Source organism: Mesorhizobium sp. M0621, from assembly GCF_040320745.1.
In the GTDB taxonomy this organism is placed as follows: Bacteria; Pseudomonadota; Alphaproteobacteria; order Rhizobiales; family Rhizobiaceae; genus Mesorhizobium.
In genome coordinates, this window is record NZ_JAMYQF010000020.1 from 24,213 (window position 1) to 47,881 (window position 23,669).

At 63.2% G+C, this 23,669-nt stretch carries 24 protein-coding genes; 13 read left to right on the forward strand and 11 right to left on the reverse strand.

All coding sequences use genetic code 11. The features are described 5' to 3' along the window. Positions 1-4 precede the first annotated feature (4 nt). A complete protein-coding gene (ugpA, locus tag NKI38_RS16015; protein ID WP_352633939.1) occupies positions 5-925 on the reverse strand; it encodes a sn-glycerol-3-phosphate ABC transporter permease UgpA in 921 nt (306 codons plus the stop codon). A gap of 156 nt (positions 926-1,081) precedes the next feature. Continuing rightward, a complete protein-coding gene (gene ugpB / locus NKI38_RS16020; RefSeq protein ID WP_352659103.1) occupies positions 1,082-2,392 on the reverse strand; it encodes a sn-glycerol-3-phosphate ABC transporter substrate-binding protein UgpB in 1,311 nt (436 codons plus the stop codon). A gap of 363 nt (positions 2,393-2,755) precedes the next feature. Here ugpB and NKI38_RS16025 point away from each other — a divergent pair, with 363 nt between their 5' ends. Further along, positions 2,756-5,206: an EAL domain-containing protein gene (locus NKI38_RS16025; protein ID WP_352659105.1), complete on the forward strand. Its 2,451-nt coding sequence runs from the start codon at positions 2,756-2,758 to the stop codon at positions 5,204-5,206. Here the strand turns inward: NKI38_RS16025 and tlpA are convergent. Next, the gene (gene tlpA / locus NKI38_RS16030; RefSeq protein ID WP_352659107.1) at positions 5,187-5,876 is read right to left on the reverse strand and encodes a thiol:disulfide interchange protein TlpA; all 690 of its coding nucleotides are present in this window, start codon (positions 5,874-5,876) and stop codon (positions 5,187-5,189) included. The genes NKI38_RS16025 and tlpA overlap by 20 nt on opposite strands. Positions 5,877-5,911: 35 nt before the next feature. Here tlpA and argH point away from each other — a divergent pair, with 35 nt between their 5' ends. The 3 genes from argH (at position 5,912) to lysA (ending at position 8,976) form a co-directional block, all read left to right on the forward strand. Continuing rightward, positions 5,912-7,312 (forward strand): argininosuccinate lyase, encoded by a 1,401-nt coding sequence (gene argH / locus NKI38_RS16035; protein ID WP_352659109.1) that lies wholly within the window; start codon positions 5,912-5,914, stop codon positions 7,310-7,312. A gap of 118 nt (positions 7,313-7,430) precedes the next feature. Further along, entirely contained in the window at positions 7,431-7,637 is a 207-nt protein-coding gene (locus NKI38_RS16040; RefSeq protein WP_352659111.1) for a hypothetical protein, read from the forward strand. 70 nt (positions 7,638-7,707) lie between these two features. Further along, entirely contained in the window at positions 7,708-8,976 is a 1,269-nt protein-coding gene (gene lysA / locus NKI38_RS16045; RefSeq protein WP_352659113.1) for a diaminopimelate decarboxylase, read from the forward strand. A 32-nt stretch (positions 8,977-9,008) separates the two neighbouring features. Here lysA and NKI38_RS16050 read toward each other — a convergent pair whose 3' ends face one another. Further along, the gene (locus tag NKI38_RS16050) at positions 9,009-9,311 is read right to left on the reverse strand and encodes an ArsR/SmtB family transcription factor (RefSeq protein ID WP_352659115.1); all 303 of its coding nucleotides are present in this window, start codon (positions 9,309-9,311) and stop codon (positions 9,009-9,011) included. A 50-nt stretch (positions 9,312-9,361) separates the two neighbouring features. Between NKI38_RS16050 and NKI38_RS16055 the strand changes: the two genes are divergently transcribed. The 3 genes from NKI38_RS16055 to NKI38_RS16065 all read left to right on the forward strand — a co-directional run bounded on the left by NKI38_RS16055 (position 9,362) and on the right by NKI38_RS16065 (position 13,607). Beyond that, positions 9,362-10,303, forward strand: coding sequence for a threonine/serine dehydratase (locus tag NKI38_RS16055; RefSeq protein WP_352659117.1), 942 nt, complete (start codon positions 9,362-9,364; stop codon positions 10,301-10,303). Between the two features lie 227 nt (positions 10,304-10,530). After that, on the forward strand, positions 10,531-13,128 hold the full coding sequence (locus NKI38_RS16060; RefSeq protein WP_352659119.1) for a TIGR02302 family protein: 2,598 nt from the start codon (positions 10,531-10,533) through the stop codon (positions 13,126-13,128). 107 nt (positions 13,129-13,235) lie between these two features. Beyond that, entirely contained in the window at positions 13,236-13,607 is a 372-nt protein-coding gene (locus NKI38_RS16065; protein WP_352659121.1) for a glyoxalase superfamily protein, read from the forward strand. Here NKI38_RS16065 and NKI38_RS16070 read toward each other — a convergent pair. Then, positions 13,586-14,467: a LysR family transcriptional regulator gene (locus NKI38_RS16070; protein ID WP_352659123.1), complete on the reverse strand. Its 882-nt coding sequence runs from the start codon at positions 14,465-14,467 to the stop codon at positions 13,586-13,588. The genes NKI38_RS16065 and NKI38_RS16070 overlap by 22 nt on opposite strands. A 201-nt stretch (positions 14,468-14,668) precedes the next feature. On the opposite strand from NKI38_RS16070, the gene NKI38_RS16075 reads away from it, so the two are divergent. Then, positions 14,669-15,616 carry a DMT family transporter gene (locus tag NKI38_RS16075; protein WP_352659254.1) on the forward strand — a complete coding sequence of 316 codons (948 nt, stop codon included), beginning with the start codon at positions 14,669-14,671 and terminating at the stop codon, positions 15,614-15,616. On the opposite strand, the gene NKI38_RS16080 is transcribed toward NKI38_RS16075, so the two are convergent. The 3 genes from NKI38_RS16080 to NKI38_RS16090 all read right to left on the reverse strand — a co-directional run bounded on the left by NKI38_RS16080 (position 15,617) and on the right by NKI38_RS16090 (position 17,270). Beyond that, entirely contained in the window at positions 15,617-15,988 is a 372-nt protein-coding gene (locus tag NKI38_RS16080; protein ID WP_352659125.1) for a response regulator, read from the reverse strand. Between the two features lie 74 nt (positions 15,989-16,062). Further along, on the reverse strand, positions 16,063-16,605 hold the full coding sequence (hpt, locus tag NKI38_RS16085; protein ID WP_352633965.1) for a hypoxanthine phosphoribosyltransferase: 543 nt from the start codon (positions 16,603-16,605) through the stop codon (positions 16,063-16,065). A 20-nt stretch (positions 16,606-16,625) separates the two neighbouring features. Next, the gene (locus tag NKI38_RS16090; RefSeq protein WP_352659127.1) at positions 16,626-17,270 is read right to left on the reverse strand and encodes a hypothetical protein; all 645 of its coding nucleotides are present in this window, start codon (positions 17,268-17,270) and stop codon (positions 16,626-16,628) included. A gap of 192 nt (positions 17,271-17,462) precedes the next feature. Between NKI38_RS16090 and ftsE the strand changes: the two genes are divergently transcribed. From ftsE to NKI38_RS16105, 3 genes are all read left to right on the forward strand, one after another. After that, positions 17,463-18,122, forward strand: coding sequence for a cell division ATP-binding protein FtsE (gene ftsE, locus NKI38_RS16095; protein WP_010911739.1), 660 nt, complete (start codon positions 17,463-17,465; stop codon positions 18,120-18,122). After that, complete coding sequence (locus NKI38_RS16100; RefSeq protein WP_352659129.1) at positions 18,115-19,110, forward strand: cell division protein FtsX; 996 nt, start codon at positions 18,115-18,117, stop codon at positions 19,108-19,110. The genes ftsE and NKI38_RS16100 overlap by 8 nt, the downstream gene beginning before the upstream one ends. Positions 19,111-19,196: 86 nt before the next feature. Continuing rightward, entirely contained in the window at positions 19,197-19,922 is a 726-nt protein-coding gene (locus tag NKI38_RS16105) for a YdcF family protein (RefSeq protein ID WP_352659131.1), read from the forward strand. Between the two features lie 4 nt (positions 19,923-19,926). Here the strand turns inward: NKI38_RS16105 and NKI38_RS16110 are convergent, their stop codons facing one another. After that, complete coding sequence (locus tag NKI38_RS16110) at positions 19,927-20,559, reverse strand: pyridoxamine 5'-phosphate oxidase family protein (RefSeq protein WP_352659133.1); 633 nt, start codon at positions 20,557-20,559, stop codon at positions 19,927-19,929. Between the two features lie 21 nt (positions 20,560-20,580). Beyond that, positions 20,581-21,051 carry a nuclear transport factor 2 family protein gene (locus NKI38_RS16115; RefSeq protein ID WP_352659135.1) on the reverse strand — a complete coding sequence of 157 codons (471 nt, stop codon included), beginning with the start codon at positions 21,049-21,051 and terminating at the stop codon, positions 20,581-20,583. Positions 21,052-21,168: 117 nt separating this feature from the next. Here NKI38_RS16115 and NKI38_RS16120 point away from each other — a divergent pair, with 117 nt between their 5' ends. Together NKI38_RS16120 and NKI38_RS16125 are read left to right on the forward strand one after the other, a co-directional pair. Continuing rightward, complete coding sequence (locus NKI38_RS16120; RefSeq protein ID WP_352659137.1) at positions 21,169-22,071, forward strand: LysR family transcriptional regulator; 903 nt, start codon at positions 21,169-21,171, stop codon at positions 22,069-22,071. Positions 22,072-22,192: 121 nt separating this feature from the next. Further along, the gene (locus NKI38_RS16125; protein WP_352659139.1) at positions 22,193-22,981 is read left to right on the forward strand and encodes a lysophospholipid acyltransferase family protein; all 789 of its coding nucleotides are present in this window, start codon (positions 22,193-22,195) and stop codon (positions 22,979-22,981) included. A gap of 22 nt (positions 22,982-23,003) precedes the next feature. Here NKI38_RS16125 and NKI38_RS16130 read toward each other — a convergent pair whose 3' ends face one another. Beyond that, a complete protein-coding gene (locus tag NKI38_RS16130; RefSeq protein ID WP_352659141.1) occupies positions 23,004-23,630 on the reverse strand; it encodes a LysE family translocator in 627 nt (208 codons plus the stop codon). Positions 23,631-23,669 lie beyond the last annotated feature (39 nt).

Genomic DNA, 23,669 nt, shown 5'->3' on the forward strand with positions numbered 1-23,669 from the left:
TGCCTCAGCCGTAATGGACTTTGCGTTCCACGTAGCGGAACTGGATGGCTGTGAGCGAGATCACGATGATCATCAGGATGACCGACTGCGCCGCCGAGTCACCGAGGATCAGATTGACGAAGCCGTCATTGTAGACCTTGTAAACCAGCGTCTCAGTCGTCTTGCCCGGACCGCCGCCGGTGACGGCATGGACGATGCCGAACGTGTCGAACAGGGCATAGACGGTGTTGACGACCAGCAGGAAGAAGGTCGTCGGCGCGAGCAGCGGGAAGACTATGGTCCAGAATCGCTTTGTCTCGCCGGCGCCGTCCATGGCCGCCGCTTCGATCAAGGTTTTCGGCACCGCCTGCAGGCCGGCGACGAAGAACAGGAAATTGTAACTGATCTGCTTCCAGGCAGCGGCGGACACCAGCAGGATCATGGCGTGGGTGCCGTTGAGAAGTGGATCCCAGGCGATGCCGAAACTCCTCAGCATGTAGGCCAGCGACCCGATCGACGGGTTGAAGAGGAACAGCCACAGCATACCGGCAATCGCCGGCGCCACCGCGTAGGGCCAGATCAAGAGCGTGCGGTAAAGACCTTTGCCGCGCACCACCTTCTCTGCCATGACCGCGAGCAGGAGCGCCACGCACATGGCGACGATAGCGGTCGCAAGGGAAAACACCACTGTGACCTTTATCGAGTTTAGGTAGGCCGGATCGGCAAGCACTTTCCTGAAATTGGCGAACCAGACGAACCTGGTCCTTAGTCCGAACGGATCCTGCCTGAGCATGGATTGGTAGAACGCCTGACCGGCCGGCCAGTAGAAAAAAACGAGCGTGATGGCTAGTTGCGGCGCCACCAGCAGGTAGGGGAGGACCTTGTTGGGAAACACGACGCGGGGGGTCACGGAGCCACTCCGAGTTGATGAGGCGGGCGGCACCATGTGGCACCCCTCTGCGCCAAGACGGCTTTGATGAGCGTTTCGGATTCGGCATCATCGACCATTGACGAAATCGCAAAGGACGGCACCCCCCTCGCCGAGGGGAGATGCCTGACGGGACAGGTGGGTGCGCCGTAGAGCAAGGCCTCTGCGCTCGCTCTAATTCCCCAGCGCTTCCTTGATCGCGGCATTGCCACGCGTAACCGCATTGTCGAGCGCCTGCTGCGCGGTTTGCTGGCCGGCGAGCATCTTCTCGAACTCCTCGTTCTGGATATCGCGCACCTGCGGCAGATTCGGCAGACGTACGCCCTTCGAATTGTCGGTCGGCGCCTTACCCGTCATCTGCAGGATCGGGGTCTCGCGACCGATGTTCTTGTCATAGAAACCGGATTTCTTGGTCGCTTCATAGGCCGCCAGCGTTACCGGCAAATAGCCCGACTTCTGGTGCAGGTACTCCTGCACGTCGGTCTTCGACAAATAGGCGAAGAAAGCAGCCACTCCCTTGTATTCCTCGTCGGATTTGTCCGCGAAAACCCACAGGCTGGCGCCACCCGGCGTCGTGTTCTGCGGCGCGCCCTTGGCGTCGCTGTCATAGGGCAATTGGCCGATGCCGTAATTCATGCCGGACTTGACGATATCGCCGAGCCCGCCGGAGGATTCAGTCATGATCCCGCATTCGCCGGCAAGGAAGATCTGCTTGGCTTCGGAAGTGCGGCCGCCATATTTGAAGGTGCCGTCCTTGGCGAGATCTGCGAGCGCCTGGAAATGGTTGACGAAAATCGGCGCATTGATCTTGAGCTCGACATCGCCGCCGGCCAGACCGTTCTGCTGGGTGGCCCATGACACGTCATTCCAGGCCGCGAAATTCTCCAGATGGATCCAGGTCAGCCAGGTCGAGGTGTAGCCGCAGGCGGCCGCGCCGCTCGCCTTGATCTTCTTGGCATCTTCCCACACCTCATTCCAGGTCTTGGGCGGGCTGTCGACGTCGAGACCAGCCTTCTGGAAGATATCCTTGTTGTAATAAAGGATCGGCGAAGAGGAGTTGTAGGGGAAGGAGAGCATGGTGCCGTCCGGCTTCGAATAATAGCCGACTATGCCTGGCAGGTACTGGCTCTTGTCGAAGGTCATTCCTGCGCTGGTCAACACATCGGCTGCCGGCTTGATTGCGTCTTCGGCTGCCATCATCACGCCAGTGCCGACATCGAACACCTGAATAATGTCGGGCGCCTGGCCGGCGCGGTACGCGGCGATGCCGGCATTCAGCGTCTCGGGATACGTGCCCTTGAACACCGGAACGAGCTCATAATCGCTCTGGCTGGCATTGAAATCTTTGGAGATCTTGTCGACAACTTCGGCATTGGCGCCAGTCATGGCGTGCCACCAACTGATCTGCGTGACAGCAAAAGCGGAGGTTGAGGAAAGCAGCGTAAAGGTGGCGGCAACACCGGCCGCGAAGCCGAAGCACTTCATGTTTCATCTCCCGTTTGTCATTGGCGAAAGGGGCACTCCCGCAAAGGCAATATGTGTCGCTCATGACAATCAGACAACGGTTTTGTTGCAGATCGACGAACTTCACCCCTTTGCCTCACGCAACGCTCGCTGCCGCTTGGCGGCATGGAAAGCGATACGGTTAGCCGGCTTAGCGCGACGACAAGCGCGCCAGGAACTGCCGTCAGGACTGCCAAGCTGGCTTTCGACATATCAGCCCTGATTGCAGCCGCTGCAACCCGAGGAGACACGCCAGGGTTGTGGGCGACTTTATCGATCCTTCAATGGCAAGGCGCTACTCAATTCTGCTGCCTTGTTTATTTCCGATAGATCAGGTGAAATAAGATGCTGACGGTCTACAATTGCATCGTCAACGAACACGACCTGAGATTGATCGCACTCGCCGCGCTGATCTGCGGAATTTCCTGTTTCTCTGCCGTCAACCTGCTTCACCACATCAGCCGCTCCACAGATCGGAACCGGCTTGCCTGGTTGATGATCGCGGCGACGTCGACCGGCTTCGGCATCTGGGCAACGCATTTCATCGCCATGCTCGCGTTCACACCAGGCATACCCAGTGCCTACGATCCGGCGCTCTCCGTGCTTTCGCTCGCTGCTTCGGTCGCGCTGACGGCGGCCGGCATGTGGATCGCCACCTGGCGGGACGAGTTCGATTATCATCTCGTCGGCGGTGCCGTCCTGGGCGGCGGCATCGCGGCCATGCACTACATCGGCATGGCGGCATTCGAAGTCCAAGGCCGGATCGAATGGAACCTGTTGCTCGTCGCCGTTTCCTTGCTGGCCGGCGTGACGCTTGCGGCGCTGGCGCTGCGGGTCGTGCTGCGCCGCCCCTCCTTGCGAGCGACGTCCGTCGGCGCGGTGCTGCTGACGCTGGCGATCTGCACCTTGCATTTCATCGGCATGGGTGCCGTCTCGATCTTTCCCGATTCTTCGATCGCCATATCCCAGTACACGATCGAGCCGACCTCGCAGGCTTTCGCGGCCGCGGCCGCCACGCTGGTGATCCTGGTGCTGTCGGCATCGGCGCTGTGGATCGATTTGCGCTTCCGCCGCCAGAAGCTCGAAGTCGACCGCATGCACGGCCTGGCCAACGCCGCAGTGGAGGGCCTGATCGTTTGCGACGGTAACCGCATCATCAGCGCCAATGACAGCATTGCGAGACTGACGGGCATGGCAACCGCGACGCTGAACGGAATGCAGCTTGGCGATCTCTTCGGGGCCGATATGTCCGGCTTCGGCGAACAGCCGCAGGAGGCCGAATTGAGCGGCCGCGATGGCACAGGCATTCCTGTCGAGCTGATCGCCAGGAGCATCGACTACTGTGGCAAGCCTCACAATGTAGTCGCCGTCCGCGACATTCGCGAGCGCAAGAAAGCCGAACTGGAAATCCTGCGCCTTGCCCATTTCGATCCGTTGACCGGACTGGCCAATCGCCGCAGCTTTTCCAGCAGGCTTGAGACAGAAATTGCCGCGTTGGACCGGGCTGGGAAAGGCAGTCACCTTGCGCTTCTGCTGCTCGATCTCGACCGGTTCAAGGAGGTCAACGACCTGTACGGGCACGGCGCCGGCGACGCCATGCTGCAGAAGGTTGCGCATTGCGCTGCCGGCATCCTCCGTCAAGGACAGGTGGTGGCGCGGCTGGGCGGCGACGAATTCGCCATCATCGCCCCGAACCTGACCGACCCATTGGAGGCCGGCCGAATCGCCAGCGCCCTGCTGACCGTCATGCGCGAGGAAAACCGGCTCTCTGTCGGCGGCGGCCTGGTGTCGGCCAGCATCGGCATTGCGCTTTATCCATCGGACGCCGAAAACCAGGCCAGCCTGATAAGCCACGCCGATACGGCACTCTACCGGGCCAAGACCGAAGGCAAGGACACCTACCGCTATTTCGAGGCCTCGATGGGAGCCGAGGCACGTGACAAGCGCGTCATGGAGCACGAACTGCGCCAGGCGGTCGCGCGCCAGGAGTTCTACCTCGTCTACCAGCCGCAGAAGGAGATCAGCAGCGGCAAGATGGTCGGCTTCGAAGCCCTGATCCGTTGGCGACATCCGACACGCGGCGACGTGCCCCCGAACATCTTCATCCCGGTGGCCGAAGAGAGCGGAGCCATTGGCCAGATTGGCGATTGGGTGCTGACGGCGGCCTGCGAGGAAGCCGCCCGCTGGGAAAATCCGCTGACGGTGGCCGTCAATGTCTCGGCGGTGCAGCTTCACAATACCAATTTCAGCCGCAAGGTCCATGAAACGCTGCTGAATTCCCGCCTGGCGCCCGGCAGGCTCGAACTTGAGATCACCGAAACGGCGCTTGTGAAGGACATGCCGCGCGCGCTGGCGACTTTGCGGCAGGTCAAGGCGCTGGGCGTGCGCGTGGCGATGGACGATTTCGGAACCGGCTATTCCTCGCTCTCCAACCTTCGCGCCTTCCCCTTCGACAAGATCAAGATCGATGGCTCCTTCATCAAGTCCGTCGACAAGAACGGCCAGGTCGCGGCGATCGTACGCGCCGTTCTGGGACTTGGACGCGGCCTCGGCCTGCCGGTTCTGGCGGAGGGTGTCGAGACGCTCGGCGAGCTGAAATTCCTGGACGCCGAAGCCTGCGAGATCGGCCAGGGCTACTATATCGGCAGGCCTGGTCTCATCGAGGAATTCGGCGACCTGACCGGTGTCGAGGCACCCACTGTCGGCAGCAAAGCCGCCAGCTGCGCGACAGAAGCGTTCTGGCCTTCGCGCCCACGCCTGCACTCGCGACGCGCTTTTAGAGGCTTTCGGGCTTGAGCGCCGTCTCGACCAGCCGCCTGGCGTCCGGCCCCGACCATTCCGCAGGGCCGTTCATATGGGCGATCAGGCAGCCTTCGCCGTCGATCAGCATGGTGACGGGAAGGCCGAGCGCCAGGCCGCGCGTCTTGAGGTCGTTGAACAGCGTCATCGTCGAATCCCGGTAATAGCCCAGCGTCGCGACGCCGGTATCGCTGAGGAACTTCTTCGGCTTCACATCGTCACCGGCATCGACATTGACGGCGACCACCTGAAAGGCGTCGCTGCCCATTTCCTTCTGCAGCGCATCGAGCGCCGGCATTTCGGCGCGGCAGGGCGCGCACCATGTCGCCCACAAATTGAGCAGCACCGTCTTGCCGGCATGGTCGGCAAGCGTCATCGGCTTGCCGTCCGGACCATTGAAGGCAAGGCTTTTCAAGGATTGCGGCGGATCGGCCGGCAAAAGTGCGGCAACCTCACCGGTGGCCGAGGCCGCGACCTTCTTGGCGCGATCGCTCTTGGCGACGCAGGCGACATCGTCCTTGCTGTCGCCGACGGCGGCTTGTGCCGGTGCATTGTTGCCAGACCGGCTCTCGCTGACATATACCGCGACCGCGCCGGCCAGCGCGCCCGCCACCAGGGCGGCGAGGATCAGGCGCGGGGCCGGGAAGAATTTATTACCGTCTGCCATTTTCTCAGAACTGCTCCGAAGCACGGGTTATAGCCATGAGCGACAAGAAGACCAGCAACCAGATGTGGGGCGGACGTTTTGCCTCGGGTCCGGCAGCGATCATGGAAGCGATCAACGCGTCGATCTCCTTCGACCGCAAACTCTATGCGCAGGACATCAAAGGCTCGATCGCCCATAGCGAGATGCTGGCGCAGACGGCCATTATTTCGGCGGCCGATCAAGAAAAAATCGCTCACGGGCTGAACACGATCCTGAAAGAGATCGAGGCCGGGAGCTTCGAGTTCTCGACCCGGCTCGAAGACATCCACATGAACATCGAGGCCCGCCTTGCCGACCTGATCGGCCCGGCGGCCGGCCGGCTGCACACCGCCCGCTCGCGCAATGACCAGGTGGCGGTGGATTTGAGGTTGTGGGTCAAGGACGAGTGCTTTCGCGTCGCCGAGGCATTGAAAGGGCTGATCAAGGCACTGCTGGAGCGGGCCGAAGAGCATGCGGCGACGGTGATGCCGGGCTTCACCCATATGCAGGCGGCGCAGCCCGTGACCTTCGGCCATCACTGCATGGCCTATGTCGAAATGTTTTCGCGTGACCTGTCGCGTGTACGCGATGCGATCGAGCGGATGGACGAAAGCCCGCTCGGTGCTGCAGCCCTTGCCGGCACCAGCTTCCCGATCGACCGCCACCGGACCGCCAAGGCGCTCGGCTTCCGCGAGCCGATGCGCAATTCGTTGGACAGTGTCTCGGACCGCGATTTCGCGCTGGAGTTCCTCGGCATGGCCGCGATCTGCGCCACGCATTTGTCGCGGCTGGCCGAGGAGATCATCATCTGGTCGACGCCGCAGTTCGGCTTCGTCAGGCTGTCGGACTCGTTCTCCACCGGCTCCTCGATCATGCCGCAAAAGAAGAACCCCGATGCCGCCGAACTGGTGCGCGGCAAGACCGGCCGCGTCACCGGCCATCTGGTCGGCCTGCTGACGGTGATGAAGGGCATGCCTTTGACCTATGGCAAGGACATGCAGGAAGACAAGGAATCGGTGTTCGACGCCGCCGAGACGCTCGACCTGATGCTGGCGGCGATGACCGGCATGGTTTCGGACATGACGGTCAACGCAGCCGCGATGAAAAAGGCAGCCGGCTCCGGCCACGCGACAGCGACCGACCTTGCCGACTGGCTGGTACGCACGCTCGGCCTGCCATTCCGCGAGGCGCATCATGTCACCGGCCGGGCGGTGGCGCTGGCCGAAGAAAAGAAGGTCGGGCTGGAGAGGCTTTCGCTGGAGGATTTGCAGTCGATCAATCCCGGCATCACGGCGGACATATTTTCGGTGCTGGCTGTGCAGAACTCGGTCAAGAGCCGCACCAGTTTCGGCGGCACCGCGCCGTCGGAAGTGAGGAAGCAGATCCGCGCGTGGAAAAAGCGGCTGGCGAAAGCGTGATGCCGGATATTGCGGCCAGCAATACGGCGGAAATTGCGACCAGCAATATCTCGGGGTGCAATACGCCGGGAACTCGGCTAAAAGCGGCGGCTGGCAAAAGTTTCAGACGGATGGATCGATGACCGGAAGCAGGATTTTGGTGACGCTCGCGCTTCTGGCGGCGATGGCGGCCGTTTCGGCCTGCGGCAGGAGGGCCGGTCTCGACACGCCCTATGAGGCAGCCGTGCAAGCGCGCAAGGATGCCTCCAAGGCCCACCAGCCTGTGCCGCCGGAGCCGGAAAAACCGGTCGTGGACAAGAAGTTCATCCTCGACCCGCTGATCTAGAACCGATGAGACTGGGTTCGGTCTTTCTAAACCCGATCTCATCGCGCTCCAACTTCCCGGAACCACTCTCGTGAACCATTTCGACTACCGCGACGGCGTGCTGCATGCCGAGGACGTGGCGATCCCCGATATCGCCGCACAGGTCGGCACGCCGTTCTACTGCTATTCGACGGCCACCTTGACCAGGCACTACCGGGTGTTCGCGCAGGCCTTTGCCGGGCTCGACGCGCTGGTCTGCTATGCCATGAAGGCCAATTCCAACCAGGCCGTTCTGCGGACGCTGGCGAAGCTCGGCGCCGGCGCCGACGTGGTTTCGGAAGGTGAATTGCGCCGGGCGCTGGCCGCCGGCATCCCGGCCGGCAAGATCCTGTTTTCGGGCGTCGGCAAGACCGCACGCGAAATGGACTTTGCCCTTGCCGCCGGCATCTTGTGCTTCAACGTCGAATCCGAGCCTGAACTCGAGCTCTTGTCGGCCCGAGCCGTGGCGCTTGGCAAGGTGGCGTCGATCTCGCTGCGCATCAATCCCGATGTCGACGCCAAGACCCACAAGAAGATCTCCACAGGCAAGGCCGAGAACAAGTTCGGCATTCCGTGGCAGAAGGCGCGTCAGGTCTATGCCCGCGCGGCAACACTTCCCGGCATCAAGGTCACCGGCATCGACACCCATATCGGCAGCCAGATCACCGAGTTGCAGCCTTTCGACGACGCCTTCGCCCTGCTTGTCGATCTGGTCGGCGCGCTGCGCACTAACGGCCATGCCATCGAGCATATCGATCTCGGCGGCGGCCTCGGCATTCCCTACCGCGTCGACAACAACCCGCCGCCCTTGCCCGACGCCTATGCCCAGATCGTCAGGAAGCATGTCACCAAGCTCGGGCTGAAGGTGATGTTCGAGCCGGGCCGGCTGATATCGGGCAATGCCGGCATCCTCGTCTCGGAAGTGATCTTCGTGAAGGAAGGCGACGCCAAGAATTTCCTCGTCGTCGATGCCGCCATGAACGATCTGATCCGGCCGACGCTCTACGACGCTTTTCACGACATCCGCCCGGTCGTGCAGCCGCCGGCCGACACGCCACGCATGATGGTAGATGTGGTCGGCCCGGTCTGCGAGACCGGCGATTATATCGGCCTCGACCGCGATCTGCCGAGGCTGAAGGCCGGCGACCTGATTGCCGTCTCCACCGCCGGCGCCTACGGCGCGGTGCAGGCCGGCACCTACAACACCCGCCTGCTGGTGCCGGAGGTGCTGGTCGACGGCGACCGCTTCCACGTCGTGCGTCCACGCCTGACCTATGACGACCTGATCGGGCTGGATTCCGTGCCCGACTGGCTCGCATAGAAACACTTCGTCTCGAACGCCCGATAGTAGCGCTATAGCCGGTTCTGGATGAGTGCCCTTGTTTCGGCGATCCTGTCCTCGTCGCGGCGATAGAATGTCCATTGCTTGATGCGCCTGGCGCGCAGCAGGCCGGCCTGGGTGAGCACGCGCATATGCTCGCTCAACGTCGCTTGGGTGATGCCGAGCTTCTCGGCGATCAGCAGCGCGCAAACGCCGTCCTCGACCAGATCGCCGTCCGCCTGGGGCGGGAAATGCGCGCGCGGATCCTTCAGCCAGTCGAGAATCTGCAGCCTGCGTTCGTTGGCAATCGCCTTGAAAACATCAACCTCTTGCATTTAGGCATTTTGCCAAGTTACTAATTACTGTCAATCCCGAGGAGATCACCATGTTGCAGGGCAATACCGTGACACGCGAGCGCATTGCCGCGATGGAACCGCGCATCCGCGCCTATATCAGACACACACCGGTACTGCGCGTCGACATGGCCGACTTCGACCGGCCGCCGCTGACGGTCGACCTGAAGCTCGAATGCCTGCAGCATTCCGGCTCGTTCAAGGCACGTGGCGCCTTCACCAATCTCCTTGAACGGCCGGTCCCCGAGGCGGGTGTCGTCGCCGCGTCGGGCGGCAATCATGGTGCGGCCGTCGCCTATGCCGCCATGCGACTCGGCCACAAGGCGACCATCTTCGTTCCGGAGGTGAGCCCGGCGGCCAAGCTGGAGCGAATCCGCAGCTACGGCGCCGAGCTGATCGTCGGCGGCGCCCGCTACGCCGAGGCGCTGGCCGCCAGCGAACGGTTCGCCGAGGAAACCGGCGCCTTGCAGATCCATGCCTTCAACCAGCAGGAGACGCTGATCGGCCAGGGTACGCTCGGGCTGGAAATCGAGAGCGACCTGCCTGAGATCGACACGCTGCTGGTCGCTGTCGGCGGCGGCGGCCTGATCGGCGGCATCGCTGCCTGGTTTGCCGGCCGCATCCGCATCATCGCCATCGAGCCGGAAGGGGCACCGACGCTTTACCGCGCCTTCGAGGCCGGACACCCCGTCGATGCACCAGCCGAGGGCATCGCCGCCGATTCGCTGGCGCCAAAGCGTGTCGGCGAGATGATGTTCCCGATCGCCGAAGCCTTTGTCGAACGCTCGATCCTGGTCAGCGACGACGACATCATCGCCGCGCAGAAGGCGCTGTGGAACCGGGTCCGCATCATCTCCGAGCCGGGTGGCGCCGCGGCCTTTGCCGCGATCCTGTCCGGCCGCTATGCGCCGGCACCGGGCGAACGCGTCGCCATGCTGGTCTGCGGGGCGAACGCCAACCTCACAACCTTTTGACCGCAATCATAACTATGGAACTATAACGGCGGCCTTCACGTTTTTTCAAACTGCCTCGCCTTTGCCGTGTTTGCTGGTATTCTTCGAGTCGTGAGGCTTGGGCTATCGTGCCCGCACCACAGCATGATCCCGAAGAGTGGAATCCGGTTTTCGGAAACAGATCATGCTCAAGGAGATAGAGCCCTGTCCCGGTTCTTTCGGGATGGAATAGGCTCTAGGAAGGGCCGATGACGCAACGACCCACCTTCAGCAGCGATCGCGGCCTGGCCGGGCGCCTAGCCTTGAGCCGGCTGGCGACGCGGGTCTCGATGATGGTCGAGCGTGGCTGGCCGTTGCTGCTCCCGCTCGTCATCGTCGCCAGCCTGTTCCTCAGCGTTTCATGGCTCGGCATCTTCTCACGGCTGCCGGATATGGCGCGCATCGGCCTTGTCGCCGCCTTCGCCATCGCGGCGCTGGCCGCGCTCTATCCGCTGCGCTTCTTCCGCATCCCTGGTGCCGCCGAAATCGACCGCCGCATCGAGGCGGCCAATCAATTGTTGCACAGCCCGGTGCTGGTGCAGACCGACCGGCCTAGCGGCAGGGAAAGCAGCTTCTCGCAAGCGCTCTGGCGCGAACACCAGAAGCGCATGGCCGGAAAGCTCGACAGCCTTGGTGCCGACCTGCCGCGCACGCGCGTGCCGGAGCGCGATCCCTGGGGGCTGCGCGCGGTGGCGGCACTTTTGTTCGTTACCGCCTTCGCCTTCTCCTTCGGGCCGACGGGCGGCAGGGTCAGCGACGGGTTCAATGCCCATGGCGCGCAAGATGCCGTGCCGCCGCGCATCGACGCCTGGGTGACGCCACCGGCGTATACCGGCAAGCCGCCGATCTTCCTGACCGCCGACGCCAACCAGGCGACGCCGACCTTCACCGTTCCCGAAGGCAGCGATGTGTCGTTGCGCGTGACCGGCGGCTCGGGCGAGGAAACGCTCGACTATGCCGACAAGAATGGCAATTCCCGCGCCATCGACCCGGCCGGGCCGCAGGCCGCCGCCACGGCCAAGCCGGCGGCAAGCCCGACGACGACGTCCAAGATACGTCAGTTCACCGGCAAGCTGACCGGCGACGGCACGCTGACGCTGACATCGGGCGAGGATCAGCTCGGCCGCTGGGCCTTCGCGGTCATAACCGACAAGCCGCCGCAGATCCGCTTCGTCGGCGAGCCGAAGCGAGCCGCCAACGGCGCCTTCGAACTCAACTACCAGATCGACGACGACTATGGCGCCGCCAACGCCAAGGCGGTTTTCACGCTTGCCGATCCGCAGGCACCGAATGCGCATCCGCTCTATGGTCCGCCTGAAATGCCACTGTCGCTGCCGCGCCGCGGCGGCAAGTCGAATGCCGCCAAGACCTCCAAGGACCTGACTGAACATGTCTGGGCCGGCAACAGCATCAAGCTGACGCTGGTCGCCACCGACGATGCCGGCCATACCGCATCAAGTGAGACCAAGACGCTGCTGATGCCGGAGCGGCCATTCGCCAATCCGCTGGCGCGGGCCGTGATCGAGCAGCGCCGCCTGCTGGCGCTCGACGCCAATGCCAAGCCCCGCGTGCTCGACCTGATGGACGCCATCACGCTGCGTCCGGAAGACACGTTCGACAACATGTCCCACTACCTCGCCATCATGAGCGCCCGCAGCCGGCTGAAGATGGCCGACAGCGACGATCAATTGCGCGGCGAGGTCTCCTATCTCTGGGAGATCGCGCTCGGCATCGAGGAAGGCAATCTCTCGGCCGCGGAAAAGCGGCTGCGCCAGGCGCAGCAGGCACTTCAGGACGCCATCAAGAATGGCGCCAGCGACGCTGAAATCGAAAAGGCGATGAAGGAACTGCGCGAGGCGATGAACCAGTTCCTGCAGGAATTCGCCGAGCGCGCCAAGCAGAATCCCAACGCCCCGCAGATGCAGCAGAATGGCCAGGAACTGCGCCAGAGCGATATCGACCGCATGATGGACCAGATCGAGAACCTGGCGAAGTCGGGCGACCGCGACAAGGCGCAGCAATTGCTGTCGCAACTGCAGGACATGATGAACAACCTGCAGGCCGGCCGTCAGCAGCAAGGCGGCCAGCAGGACAGCGAGATGCGCCAGCAGATGGACAAGCTCGGCGATATCCTGCGCCGCCAGCAGGAGATGATGAACGATACCTTCCGCATGGACCAGATGCAGCGCGGCGAACGCCAGCGCGGACAGAACCGCGACGAACAGCTCGGCGAAGGCAGCGGTCAGGACGAGGAGAAGCCGGGCGTCGGCGAGGACCGCGATCCGCTCGCCCGGCAAAAACCGATGACGCCGCAGGAATTCGCCGACGCGCTGAAGCAGCTGCAGCAGGGCCAGGGCCAGCTGAAAAGCGACCTCGAGCAATTGAAGAAGGGACTCGAAGGCATGGGCATGGAGCCCAATGAAGGATTTGGCGAGGCCGGCAAGTCGATGGGCAATGCCGAACAGGCGCTCGGCGAAGGCGAAGGCGACGAGGCCGTCGGCCATCAGGGCCGGGCGCTGGAAGCGCTGCGCAAGGGCGCCAAGGACATGATGAAGCAGATGCAGGCCATGCAGGGCGACCAGGGCGGCAGCGAGCAAGGCGGCCGCCAGCAGAACGCCGATCGTGACCCGCTCGGCCGGCCACGCGCGAGCCAGGGTCCCGACTTTGGCGATTCGGTGAAAGTGCCCGACGAGATCGACGTACAGCGAGCGCGCCAGATTCTGGAAGCGATCCGCAAGCGGCTCGGCAATGCGCTGAGCCCCGACATCGAACGCAGCTACCTGGAACGGCTGCTCGAGCTGAAATAGCGCAATTCCAGGAAAAGTGTGAAGCGGTTTTCCGTCCGGAATTGCGATAAAACAAAGGGATTGCCGCGCCTCCACCCCACTCGCCCCCCTTCCAACGGTTGCACCCCATGCCCAGACTTGGCGCCGTAACCCCCATCCTGCGCATCTTCGACATTGCCAAGGCGGGTGAATTCTACATCGACTTCCTCGGCTTCGAAGTGCAGTGGGAACATCGCTTCGACGACAACGCGCCACTTTACATGGCGGTCGGCCGCAATGGCTGCGTCCTGCATCTCAGCGAACATCACGGCGACGGTGCACCCGGCATCGCCGTGCGCATCAAGGTCGAGGACATCGCCGCACTGCATCGCGAGTTGATCGGCAAAAACTACCGCTTCGCCAGGCCGGGCCTGGAAGAGACGCCGTGGAAGACCCGCGAGGTATCGGTCGCCGATCCATTCGGCAACCGCCTGCATTTCTACGAGGATGCCGCCGGCTGATTCAGCCTGTTGACGAACGCTTCGCGGATTGCCTCTTGCATACCATCGATCGCCTCGCCGGAGGCATTCGGGTTGCGGTGCATCACCACATTCGAGGAATCGATATCGCCGAACCCGTCCGCGGCCGTCAGTTCGCGACAGCCGTCCGGAATGTTGCTGCGCGAAATCGGCGCGATCGCCAGTCCCGAGGTGACGGCGAGCTTCAGGCCGCCGGTGGTGTCGCTGGTATAGGCGACACGATAGGCAAGATTGCGCTGTTCCAGTGATTTGATGGCGAAATCCTTGCACCAGCCGGCGCGGTTGTAGAGCGCGATCGGCACCGGCTGTTCCTCATGCATGTGGTGCAGGGTCGATGTCACCCACACGGTCGGGTCATGCATCAGCACCTCGCCGCCGGCAGGATCCTGCCATTCGAACACCACGCACAGATCGAGTTCGCCGGCGGCAAGCGCGGCTATCTGTGCCCCCGAATGGGCATAGCGCACGGTGACCTCGACCTGCGTGTGGCGCTTCGAAAAAGCGCCGAGCGCGCGCGACAGGATGGCGTGGCCATACTCCTCGGGAATGCCGATGCGCACCGGCCCGCCTAGCGGCGCTGCCGCCATCGACGCCGCCGTCTCGTCGAGCAGCGAAACGATGCGGCGGGCGTTGACGATGAGTTCGCCGCCGCGCCGCGTCAGCGCGACGCCGCGCGAACCGCGCTCGAACAGGCTGTCGCCGATCAGCTCTTCGAGCTTCTTCATCTGCATCGAGACCGCCGACTGGGTACGGCCGGCCTGCTCGGCCGCTTTGGTGAAATTGCCGGTTTCGGCAATGGCCACGAAGGTGCGCAAGAGGTCGCTGTCGAGATTTGGCCGCATGAAATCCGCCATAAGGAAATTTGATCGCTGATATCATTCCAATTCGTTTGCAACATGTCAAATGCAGGATGATAGTGGCCTCACCCATTGGATATGCGGCTGCGAAATCAGCCGCGGACCAATCAAGAGTCCTCACTCGTGCCCGCTGCCCGAAACGGTGGCGGGTTCTTTTTACCCGGGCGCGCAGGAGCTTGGATGCAGATGCAGAATCGGATGGTGGGCGGCATCCTGAGCCTGTGCCTCGGCGTGCTGGTCTTTTCGCTGCAGGATCCGCTCGTCAAAGCGGTGTCGAGCGGTTATCCCGTGACCGAGGTGATGGCGATCCGCTCGATCATCGCTCTGCCGATCCTGATCGTTCTGGTCCATGCCGATGTCGGCCTGCGGGCGATCCTGTCGAAGCGATTCGGCATGCTGACGATGCGCGCCTTCATCCAGTTCACCTCCTATACGATGTACTATCTGGCGATCGCCGCTCTGCCGCTGGCCGATGCGGTGGCGCTCTACTTCATGGCACCGCTGTTCATCATGGCGCTGGCCGGGCCGTATCTTGGCGAGCGCGTCTCCTGGCGGACGCTGGCGACCGTGCTGATCGGGCTGTTCGGCGTCCTCGTGATGTTGCGTCCCGGCACCGGGCTATTCGACTGGGCGGCGCTGTTGTCGCTGGGCTCGGCGGCGCTCTATGGCTTTTCGCAGCTGATGGCCCGCAAGATCGGCGACACCGAATCGTCCACCGTCATGGCCTTCTATCAGAACGGCGCCTATCTGGTCGGCGCGGCCTTGGTTGCCGGCGCATTTCACCTGGCCGGCATTACCCACGCCGCCCACCCGAGCCTGGAATTCCTGGTGCGGCCGTGGCTGTGGCCGACGCTGCCCGATTTTCTCAAGATGGCGGCCTGCGGTTTCGTCGCCTCCGCCGGCATGATTCTGTTGTCGCAGGCCTACAGGCTGGCGCCGGCCAATCGCGTTGCCACCTTCGAATACACCGGCATCCTGTGGTCGCCGCTGTGGGGTTTCCTGTTCTTCGCCGAAGTGCCGCGGTCGACGACCGTGATCGGTGCGGCCTTGATCATTGGCGCTGGCCTGCTGGCGCTCAACACCGAACGGCGCAGGAGCGCTCCACCCGTGCTCGCTGCCACCGATCCAGCCTGATCAGGCGAAGCAGATCAGCGCCTGTTCGACGCGCGAGCGGATTTCAGCCAGCGTAAAGGGCTTCTGCACGACATCGAGGATGATGCCGTTCAACTCCTCGGCGCGCTCGCGCTGGTCGGCATAGCCGGTCATCAGCATGATCTTCATCGACGGGAAGAGCGCTGCCGCCGCGATGGCCATCTCGATGCCGTCCATCTCCGGCATGCGGATGTCGGATACGACGAGATCGTAGCCGCCACGCGTGGCCTGGATCAGCGAAAGCCCTTGCGCGCCGTCCGCCGCGATATCGATCGTGTGCCCGGCGCGTTCAAGCGCGCGGGCGGCCAGGGTGCGGACGGACTCATCGTCCTCGATGATCAAAAGCTTTGCCATGGCCGGCATATTTGGCCGCGAAAGGTTGACTTTTCCTGAAAGCGCGGAGAGTCAACGAGCCTTTTTGAAGTCGCTTAGACGTCGCCCTTGACGACACCGACAAATGGCAACTCGCGAAAAGCGTGCGCGACATCCATGCCGTAGCCGACGACGAAATAATCCGGGCAGTCGAAGCCGACATAGTCGGCATTGAGCGCAGTCTGGCGGCGCATGCGCTTGTCGAGCAGCACGGCGATGGAACAGCTTTTGGCGCCGCGCGACAGCATCAGATCGCGGGTAAAGCTCAGCGTCTTGCCCGATTCGAGAATATCGTCGATCAACAGCACGTCGCGGCCGGCCACCTCATTGTCGATGTCGCGCAGCACCCTCACCTCGCCACTGGTAGTGCCGGCGCCGTAACTGGAGATGAAGATGAACTCGACCTCCGGCGACAGGCCGACATCGTGCATCGCGCGGATAAGGTCAGCGGCGAAGATGAACGAGCCCTTCAGCACCGAGATCACCAAGAGATCGTGATAGTCGTGGGCGGCGATCTCCTTGGCGAGCTCAAGGTTGCGCCGGGCGATCGCCGATGCTGAAAACAGGACTTCGATGTCCTTGCCGCGTACGATTGGCATTGGTGTTCCTCGGTAATCGCCTATTGGGCGAAAGTGACCAAAACGGTTCTTACGCCGTTCTTAGGCACGTCGAGCCTGCTGGCAAAGCCGAATCTTTCGCCGGACGCCAGTGAACGGCCGGATGTCCCCAACGTATAGCGGGTTGTACGCCCGTCATTGCCGGTCACCCGGATTTCGAGCGGCGGCAGTTGCGCCGGTTTCGCCCCGTCATTGGTGGCCTCGCCATCGACGAACAGCGCGGGGTTCGGCCCAGAGGCATCGACGCGTGACGTGACATCGGAAATAGTGAGCGCCGGCGCCGGCGCGCCGGACAGGAACGGCGCCTGGCGCACCAGCGCATGACCGCCGGAGACCCAAAAGGCGGCCAATGCGGCGCCAAGGCCGGCGATCCAGAAGATCGGCCCGCCGCGCGAGGCCGTTGGCCGCTCCGCCGGGGCCTCGGGCTTGCGCAGCATGTCCATGCCTTCGATAGGCGGCATGACGATCGCGCGCGGCAACGGCGAAACGCTTTCCACGTCAGGGACAAGACGCGGCATCACCATGTAGTCGGCATCGACGATGTCGGCAGCCGAACCACGCATGAACCGGTCCGTAGCGGCAATTGCCGCCGGATCGGTCATGATTTCGCCGGAAACCGGGCGCGCGGTTCGATCGTCAGCCATCATGGCCCCAGCATTGCAGCACGTGTTCGCTTTTCGTTTCTTTTGCGTAAACACAAATGGTTAACGCTTCCCCTCCGGAGCCCTCGTGACGAGCCGAAAAAGCCCAGGAATTAACCGCCGGTTAACCATGCCGGCCGATGGTCTTTACCAAGAACAGGCTGGCTCGCCGCCGTGCCGAATTTCAGGTCGTCGAAATTGATTCGCTTCGAAAATGTCGGCCTCCGCTATGGCATGGGTCCGGAGATCCTCCGCGACATCTCCCTGCACATCCCGGAGCGCTCCTTCCAGTTCCTGAGCGGGCCTTCGGGCGCCGGCAAGACGACGTTGCTGCGCCTGCTGTTCATGTCGCTGAAGCCGACGCGCGGGCTGATCACCATCTTCGGCAAGGATCGCTCACGCATCTCGCGCACCGAGCTGCCGCATTTGCGCCGCCGCATCGGCGTGGTGTTCCAGGACTTTCGCCTGCTCGACCACATGACCACCTACGAGAACGTCGCGCTGCCGCTGCGCGTGCGCGGGCGCGAGGAAGCAAGCTACCGCACCGATGTCACCGAGCTGTTGAAGTGGGTTGGACTGGGCGAGCGCATGCATGTGCTGCCGCCGGTTCTGTCCGGCGGCGAGAAACAGCGCGCAGCGATCGCGCGAGCACTGATCGAGCAGCCGGAAATCCTGCTGGCCGACGAGCCGACCGGCAATGTCGATCCGCCACTGGCGCGACGCCTGCTGCGGCTGTTCATCGAGCTCAATCGTCTCGGTACCGCCGTGGTGATCGCCACCCACGACCTCGGCCTGATGGAACAGGTCGACGCGCGCCGCATGATCCTGGCCGGCGGAAGGCTGGACATCTATGACTGAACTGTCCGCCGAACATCTCGAAGCACACGAGCAGGACGCCGAGGCGGCCGCAGCAAGACCGCGCGTCCAGCGCAGGATGGCGCCGATCGTGCCGGCGCAGAACATCGCCGGCCGGGCGCTGGTGCTGGTCATCGCCATCATGACCTTCCTGTCCTGCTTGACCTTCGGTGCGGTGACACTGGTACGCGATACGGCTTCCGTCTGGGAGAACCAGATTTCGCGCGAGGCGACGATCCAGATCAAACCCGTCGACGGCATCGACATGGAGGCTGCCCTTGCCCAGGCATCGCAGATCGCCGGCGAATTCCCTGGCGTCAAGGCGACAAGGATCATCGATCGCGAGGCGACCGCGAGGCTCCTGGAGCCGTGGCTGGGCTCTGGTCTCAACATCGACGAGTTGCCGGTGCCGCGCCTGATCATCGTCACCATCGATGAGAACAGCCCGCCCGATTTCGCCGCCATGCGCGCCGCGATCACGCCGAAACTGCCGAGCGCATCGCTCGACGATCACCGCACCTGGGTCGACCGGCTGGTCGCCATGGCCCGCACAACGGTGACCATCGGCATCGCCGTGCTGGCGCTGATGCTGTCGGCGACGGTTCTGACCGTGGTGTTCGCTACACGCGGTGCCATGGCCGGTAACGGCCACATCATCGAGGTGCTGCATTTCGTCGGCGCCGAGGCGCGCTTCATCGCACGCGAATTCCGCCGGCATTTCCTGGTCACCGGCATGAAGGGAGCGGCTGCTGGCGGTGCCGCGGCAGTGCTCGTCTTCATCGTTTTTTCCTGGTGGTCGTCGCGCAACATGGCAACGCCGCAGGCTGATCAGGCGACCGCCCTGTTCGGCAATTTTGCCATCGGTTCGGCAGGCTATCTCGGTGTCGTCTTGATGGTGCTGGTGATCGGCGGGCTCACGGCTGCGACGTCCCACGTCACCGTCGTCGCCTATCTCAGCGACATCGATGTTCGCCAACCGGATGCAGGCTAACAAGGCAGGGTGATCACGGATGGAGAATTCGCGTAACGCAAAGTGCGTCTTTTACCTACCCAAGGCCGCATTTCAGGGTTAACCATATGGCGATGGACGCGCGGGATTCGACCGGTACGGCTGGACAGTTGCCAGTGGTGGTTGCCCTTTCGCGTGACCGTAGCACGATGAGCCGTCTAAGGGCCGCGTTGCGTATATCCGCTCTTTTCGTGCTTGTCCTCGCAACATTGTTTGCCGGCGGTTTCGGCTGGTTCGCCAACAAGGTCAGCCATCTGACGACGCCAGCCAATCCGGCCAGGGCAGATGCGATCATCGTGCTGACCGGCGGCCAGTCGCGCCTCGATGCGGCCATGGATCTGCTTGCGTCCGGCAAGGGCGAGCGGCTTCTGATTAGCGGCGTGCACCCTTCCGCCAGCCGTCGCCAGTTGCAGGCGGCGACCGGTGGTGACATCAGGCTGTTCTCCTGCTGCGTCGACATCGACCGCGCCGCGCTCGACACGATCGGCAATGCCGAGGAAAGCGCCAAATGGGTCGAGAGCCATGCCTATGGCACGGTGATCCTCGTCACCAACAATTATCATATGCCGCGCAGCCTGCTGGAAATGGGCCGGCTGCTGCATGGCGCCAAGCTTGAGCCCTATCCGGTGGTCAATTCCAATCTCGACAATGGCGGCTGGATGACCAAGCCGCGGGCATTGCGTGTGCTGTTCACCGAGTACAATAAATATTTGCTGGCGCTGGCGCGTGGCATCGTGCCGGTCAAGCCGACGCCCAACGGCATCGCGCTGGCCGAAACCGCGGCCGGCGGCTGAACCATTATCGCCCGCCGGCAGCGCCCGATATCCCCTTGAGCCGCGCGACCTCCTGCTCAAGGCGCTCGATCCGCTTGTCTCTCTCGCCGAGTGCAGCCGCCACGTCGGCCGCCTCGAAACGCTGCGGGATATGCTGCGGGCAATTGGCATCCCAGGCCGAGACCGTGAACAGGATAACCTGCTCGGGGCGTGCCTTGTAATCCTGCGGCATCAGTTTCGCCAGCAGTTCGGTATCGTTCTCGACAACGCGCGCCGTACCCCAGAGCTTGATGCGCTGGCGGTGCATATAGTCGATCAGGAACAGGAAGGCCTGCGGATTGTCGGCCAGGTTGCCCTGCGTAATGAACTGCCTGTTGCCGGAGAAATCCGCGAAGCCGATCGTGTGTTCATCCAGCACCTTGAGGAAGCCGGCCGGCCCGCCGCGATGCTGGATGTAGGGCTGGCCATCGCCATTGGCCGTCGCCAGGAAGACGCTGGTCTGCATCTCGATGAAGGCGGCAAGATCGGGAGTGATGACGGCTTGCCAGCCGCCACGCTCCTCGACGCGGGCATAGGATTGGCGTGAGCCCTTGCGGGCCTGGATCGCCTTGACAGTCGGCGTGAAGGCGACGTCGCTGGTGAAAGCATGCGCGTTCATCGAAAGCCTCCTGGAATTGCTCTAAAGCCCGAGTTCCGACAGTGTTGGGTGGTCATCCGGCCGCCGACCGAGCGGCCAGTGATATTTGCGGTCAGCCTCGCCGATCGGCAGGTCGTTGATGCTGGCGATGCGCAGGCGCATCAGCCCGTGTTCGTCGAATTCCCAATTCTCGTTGCCGTAGCTGCGGAACCATGAACCGCTGTCGTCGCGCCACTCATAGGCGAAGCGCACCGCGATCCGGTTGGCGTGGAAGGCCCAGACCTCCTTGATCAGCCGATAGTCAAGCTCGCGGCTCCATTTGCGCGTCAGAAACGCCTGGATGGCATCGCGCCCTTGCAGGAATTCGGCCCGGTTACGCCAGCGACTGTCGATTGTGTAGGCGAGCGCGACCCGTGCCGGATCACGGGAGTTCCAGGCGTCCTCGGCCATGCGCGCCTTTTGCGCTGATGTCTCTGCGGTGAAGGGCGGCAGTGGCGGCCGGGCTTCGGACATGGCAACTCCTTTGCGAGGCCATGCTGCAGGCAGGCCGGACACCCAATATAAAGCCTTCCATCCTTCCAATGCAGATGGCATATTTGCAACTCATCCTTCCATTTTCCGGAAGAAGCTATGGATCGTCTCGAAGCCATGTCGCTCTTTGTCGCCGCGGTGGAGGCCGGCAGCCTTTCCGCAGCCAGCCGCCGTTTCGGCATTCCGCTGGCGACGGTCAGCCGCAAGGTTTCCGATCTGGAACGCCATCTGAACACACGCCTTTTGAACCGCTCGACGCGCAGGCTGACGCCGACCGATGCCGGCCAGGCCTATCTTGCCGCCTGCCGCCGCATCCTCGACGACGTCGGTGAGGCCGAACGCACGGCTGCCGGAGAGTACAGCGCTCCGACCGGCGAACTGGCCATCACCGCGCCGGTCGTCTTCGGCCGCCTGCACGTGCTGCCGGTCGTCACCGGTTTTCTCGCCGCCTATCCCGACGTGGACATCCGCCTGACATTGGCCGACCATATAACCCAGCTGGTCGAGGACCATTTCGACCTCGCCATCCGCATCGGCCAGTTGCCCGATTCGAGCCTGGTCGCCATGGGCGTCGGCGCGATCCGCCGTGTCGTTTGCGCCAGCCCCGCCTATCTGGGTGAACACGGCACGCCGATCACCCCGGAAGAGCTGGAAACACACGATTGCATCACCTTTGAGGGACTTGCTTCCGCCGCCACCTGGAGCTTCATCAAGGGCAAGGCAGAAATCCCGATTCAGGTCCATTCACGGCTTCAGGTCAACACCGCCGAAGCGGCCATCGATGCGGCGATTGCCGGCGTCGGGCTCACCAAAGTGCTCTCCTACCAGATCGAGGCCGCGCTGCGGTCCGGCACGCTACGCCTCCTCCTGGAGGAGTTCGAGCCGGCGCCATGGCCGGTAAATCTGGTGCATGCGGGCCACGGCCTGCTGCCGGTGAAGCTGCGTGCCTTCCTCGATTTTGCCGGCCCGCGCCTGAAAGAGCGGCTGGCGCGGCTGAAGTAGCGGAAACCGGGTCTGCCCAATCGGCGACCGTTTTTCTTCGTCGGTCAAGGCGCCTCGCGGCCATTTCCTTTTTCCCCGCGCTTGGTGTAACCAACGCTCACCTCCTCACCGGGCCTCCCCCATGCTCTATGCCAGATCGCTGACGTTCAATTTCGTCTTCTACGTCAATCTGATCGTCCAGATGATCCTCTGGACCCCCTATTATTTCCTGTCGCCCCGTCACCGCGCCTGGTTCGTGCCGAAATTCTGGTCGCGCACCTCCATGTGGCTCTTCGACAAGATCGCTGGAACGAAGAGCGACATCACTGGCCAGGAAAACCTGCCAGCAGGCTCGTTCATCCTGGCGCCCAAGCACCAGTCGTTCTGGGACGCGATCGCCTTCTTTCCCTTCCTCCAAGACCCGCTCTACATCTTGAAACGAGAGCTGACCTGGATTCCGTTCTTCGGCTGGTACATCATGAAGATGCGGATGATCCCGGTTCACCGCGGCAGCCGCTCGAAGGCACTGAAGGCCGTGGTCGCCGCGACCAAGGAGGAGATGGCGCGCAACCCTCGCCAGCTGATCATCTATCCCGAGGGCACGCGCCGGGCGCCGGGCGACGAGCCGGCTTACAAATACGGTATCGTCGAAATCTATGCGCAGCTTGGCGTTCCAGTGGTGCCGGTTGCCCATGTCGCCGGCCTTTATTGGCCGCGCCGGAAATTCCTGCGCTACCCCGGCACCATCAAGGCACGCTTCCTGCCGCCGATCCCGCCCGGCTTGAGCAAGGACGAGTTCATGGCACGCCTGATCGGCGAGACGGAGGCCGCCTGCGATCAGCTTCTCATTGAGGCATCCCACGAACCCAATCCGCCGGCCTTGCCGCCGACGGCGGTGAAGCGGTTGCAGGAACTCGGCGCGAAAGCCTGAGCGAAAACTCCTGGGCCAGTTTTCAACCAAACACTGCCAGCGCTGTGGTCAACACCAGCGTCACGGCAAAGACCAAATTGACGATCCGCGAGGTTGCCGGCTGGCGCAGGAAGCGCGCGAACGCTGCTCCCGCGACGAGCCACACGGCATGGATGGCGACGATCATCAGGGCGAGAACCGTCAGCCTCAGCCATGGACCGAGCTCAGCGACGCCTTGTTTCGACGAAGCCCCGGCGAACACGGCGGCGATCGCCACATAGGCCTTTGGATTGGCGACCGCGAGAAGGAACCCAGCCAGCCATGTCGGGCGCGAAGCCTCGGCGGCGCGTGCCGCCAAGGGCGGGGCCGTGGCGATCTTGAAGGCGAGATAGAGGATGTAGGCGGCGGACGCGACAGCCAGCAGCGGCGCCAGCTTCGGCATCGACGTGAGCACCGCCATGACCCCGGTCGCCACGACCAGCAGCACGGCGATCGTGCCCAGGATGATCCCCCCGGCATAGCGCAGCGAGTGGCGCAGGCCGAAGGCGGCCCCGACGGCGGTGACGCTTATCGTTGCCGGCCCTGGGCTGCCCATGACGACCGTGGCGGCAAGCACCAGCGCGGGCAACTGACGCCACAGATCCGGCTGCGAAAGAAGCGGCTCAGCCATATGCACCCTTTGTCTCGCCCCGTGCGAACGAGGCTATGG

Excerpts from the sequence above, each read along its gene's own strand:
- argH (WP_352659109.1), top strand. The coding sequence starts at position 5,912 with ATGAGCGACAAGAAGACCAGCAACCAGATGTGGGGCGGACGTTTTGCC.
- tlpA (WP_352659107.1), bottom strand. The coding sequence starts at position 5,876 with ATGGCAGACGGTAATAAATTCTTCCCGGCCCCGCGCCTGATCCTCGCC.
- ugpB (WP_352659103.1), bottom strand. The coding sequence starts at position 2,392 with ATGAAGTGCTTCGGCTTCGCGGCCGGTGTTGCCGCCACCTTTACGCTG.
- NKI38_RS16090 (WP_352659127.1), bottom strand. The coding sequence starts at position 17,270 with ATGATGGCTGACGATCGAACCGCGCGCCCGGTTTCCGGCGAAATCATG.
- NKI38_RS16025 (WP_352659105.1), top strand. The coding sequence starts at position 2,756 with ATGCTGACGGTCTACAATTGCATCGTCAACGAACACGACCTGAGATTG.
- NKI38_RS16075 (WP_352659254.1), top strand. The coding sequence starts at position 14,669 with ATGCAGAATCGGATGGTGGGCGGCATCCTGAGCCTGTGCCTCGGCGTG.
- NKI38_RS16055 (WP_352659117.1), top strand. The coding sequence starts at position 9,362 with ATGTTGCAGGGCAATACCGTGACACGCGAGCGCATTGCCGCGATGGAA.
- NKI38_RS16115 (WP_352659135.1), bottom strand. The coding sequence starts at position 21,051 with ATGTCCGAAGCCCGGCCGCCACTGCCGCCCTTCACCGCAGAGACATCA.
- hpt (WP_352633965.1), bottom strand. The coding sequence starts at position 16,605 with ATGCCAATCGTACGCGGCAAGGACATCGAAGTCCTGTTTTCAGCATCG.
- NKI38_RS16060 (WP_352659119.1), top strand. The coding sequence starts at position 10,531 with ATGACGCAACGACCCACCTTCAGCAGCGATCGCGGCCTGGCCGGGCGC.
- ugpA (WP_352633939.1), bottom strand. The coding sequence starts at position 925 with ATGGTGCCGCCCGCCTCATCAACTCGGAGTGGCTCCGTGACCCCCCGC.
- NKI38_RS16125 (WP_352659139.1), top strand. The coding sequence starts at position 22,193 with ATGCTCTATGCCAGATCGCTGACGTTCAATTTCGTCTTCTACGTCAAT.
- NKI38_RS16080 (WP_352659125.1), bottom strand. The coding sequence starts at position 15,988 with ATGGCAAAGCTTTTGATCATCGAGGACGATGAGTCCGTCCGCACCCTG.
- NKI38_RS16120 (WP_352659137.1), top strand. The coding sequence starts at position 21,169 with ATGGATCGTCTCGAAGCCATGTCGCTCTTTGTCGCCGCGGTGGAGGCC.
- NKI38_RS16070 (WP_352659123.1), bottom strand. The coding sequence starts at position 14,467 with ATGCGGCCAAATCTCGACAGCGACCTCTTGCGCACCTTCGTGGCCATT.
- NKI38_RS16130 (WP_352659141.1), bottom strand. The coding sequence starts at position 23,630 with ATGGCTGAGCCGCTTCTTTCGCAGCCGGATCTGTGGCGTCAGTTGCCC.
- NKI38_RS16065 (WP_352659121.1), top strand. The coding sequence starts at position 13,236 with ATGCCCAGACTTGGCGCCGTAACCCCCATCCTGCGCATCTTCGACATT.
- NKI38_RS16040 (WP_352659111.1), top strand. The coding sequence starts at position 7,431 with ATGACCGGAAGCAGGATTTTGGTGACGCTCGCGCTTCTGGCGGCGATG.
- NKI38_RS16105 (WP_352659131.1), top strand. The coding sequence starts at position 19,197 with ATGGCGATGGACGCGCGGGATTCGACCGGTACGGCTGGACAGTTGCCA.
- NKI38_RS16110 (WP_352659133.1), bottom strand. The coding sequence starts at position 20,559 with ATGAACGCGCATGCTTTCACCAGCGACGTCGCCTTCACGCCGACTGTC.
- NKI38_RS16100 (WP_352659129.1), top strand. The coding sequence starts at position 18,115 with ATGACTGAACTGTCCGCCGAACATCTCGAAGCACACGAGCAGGACGCC.
- NKI38_RS16050 (WP_352659115.1), bottom strand. The coding sequence starts at position 9,311 with ATGCAAGAGGTTGATGTTTTCAAGGCGATTGCCAACGAACGCAGGCTG.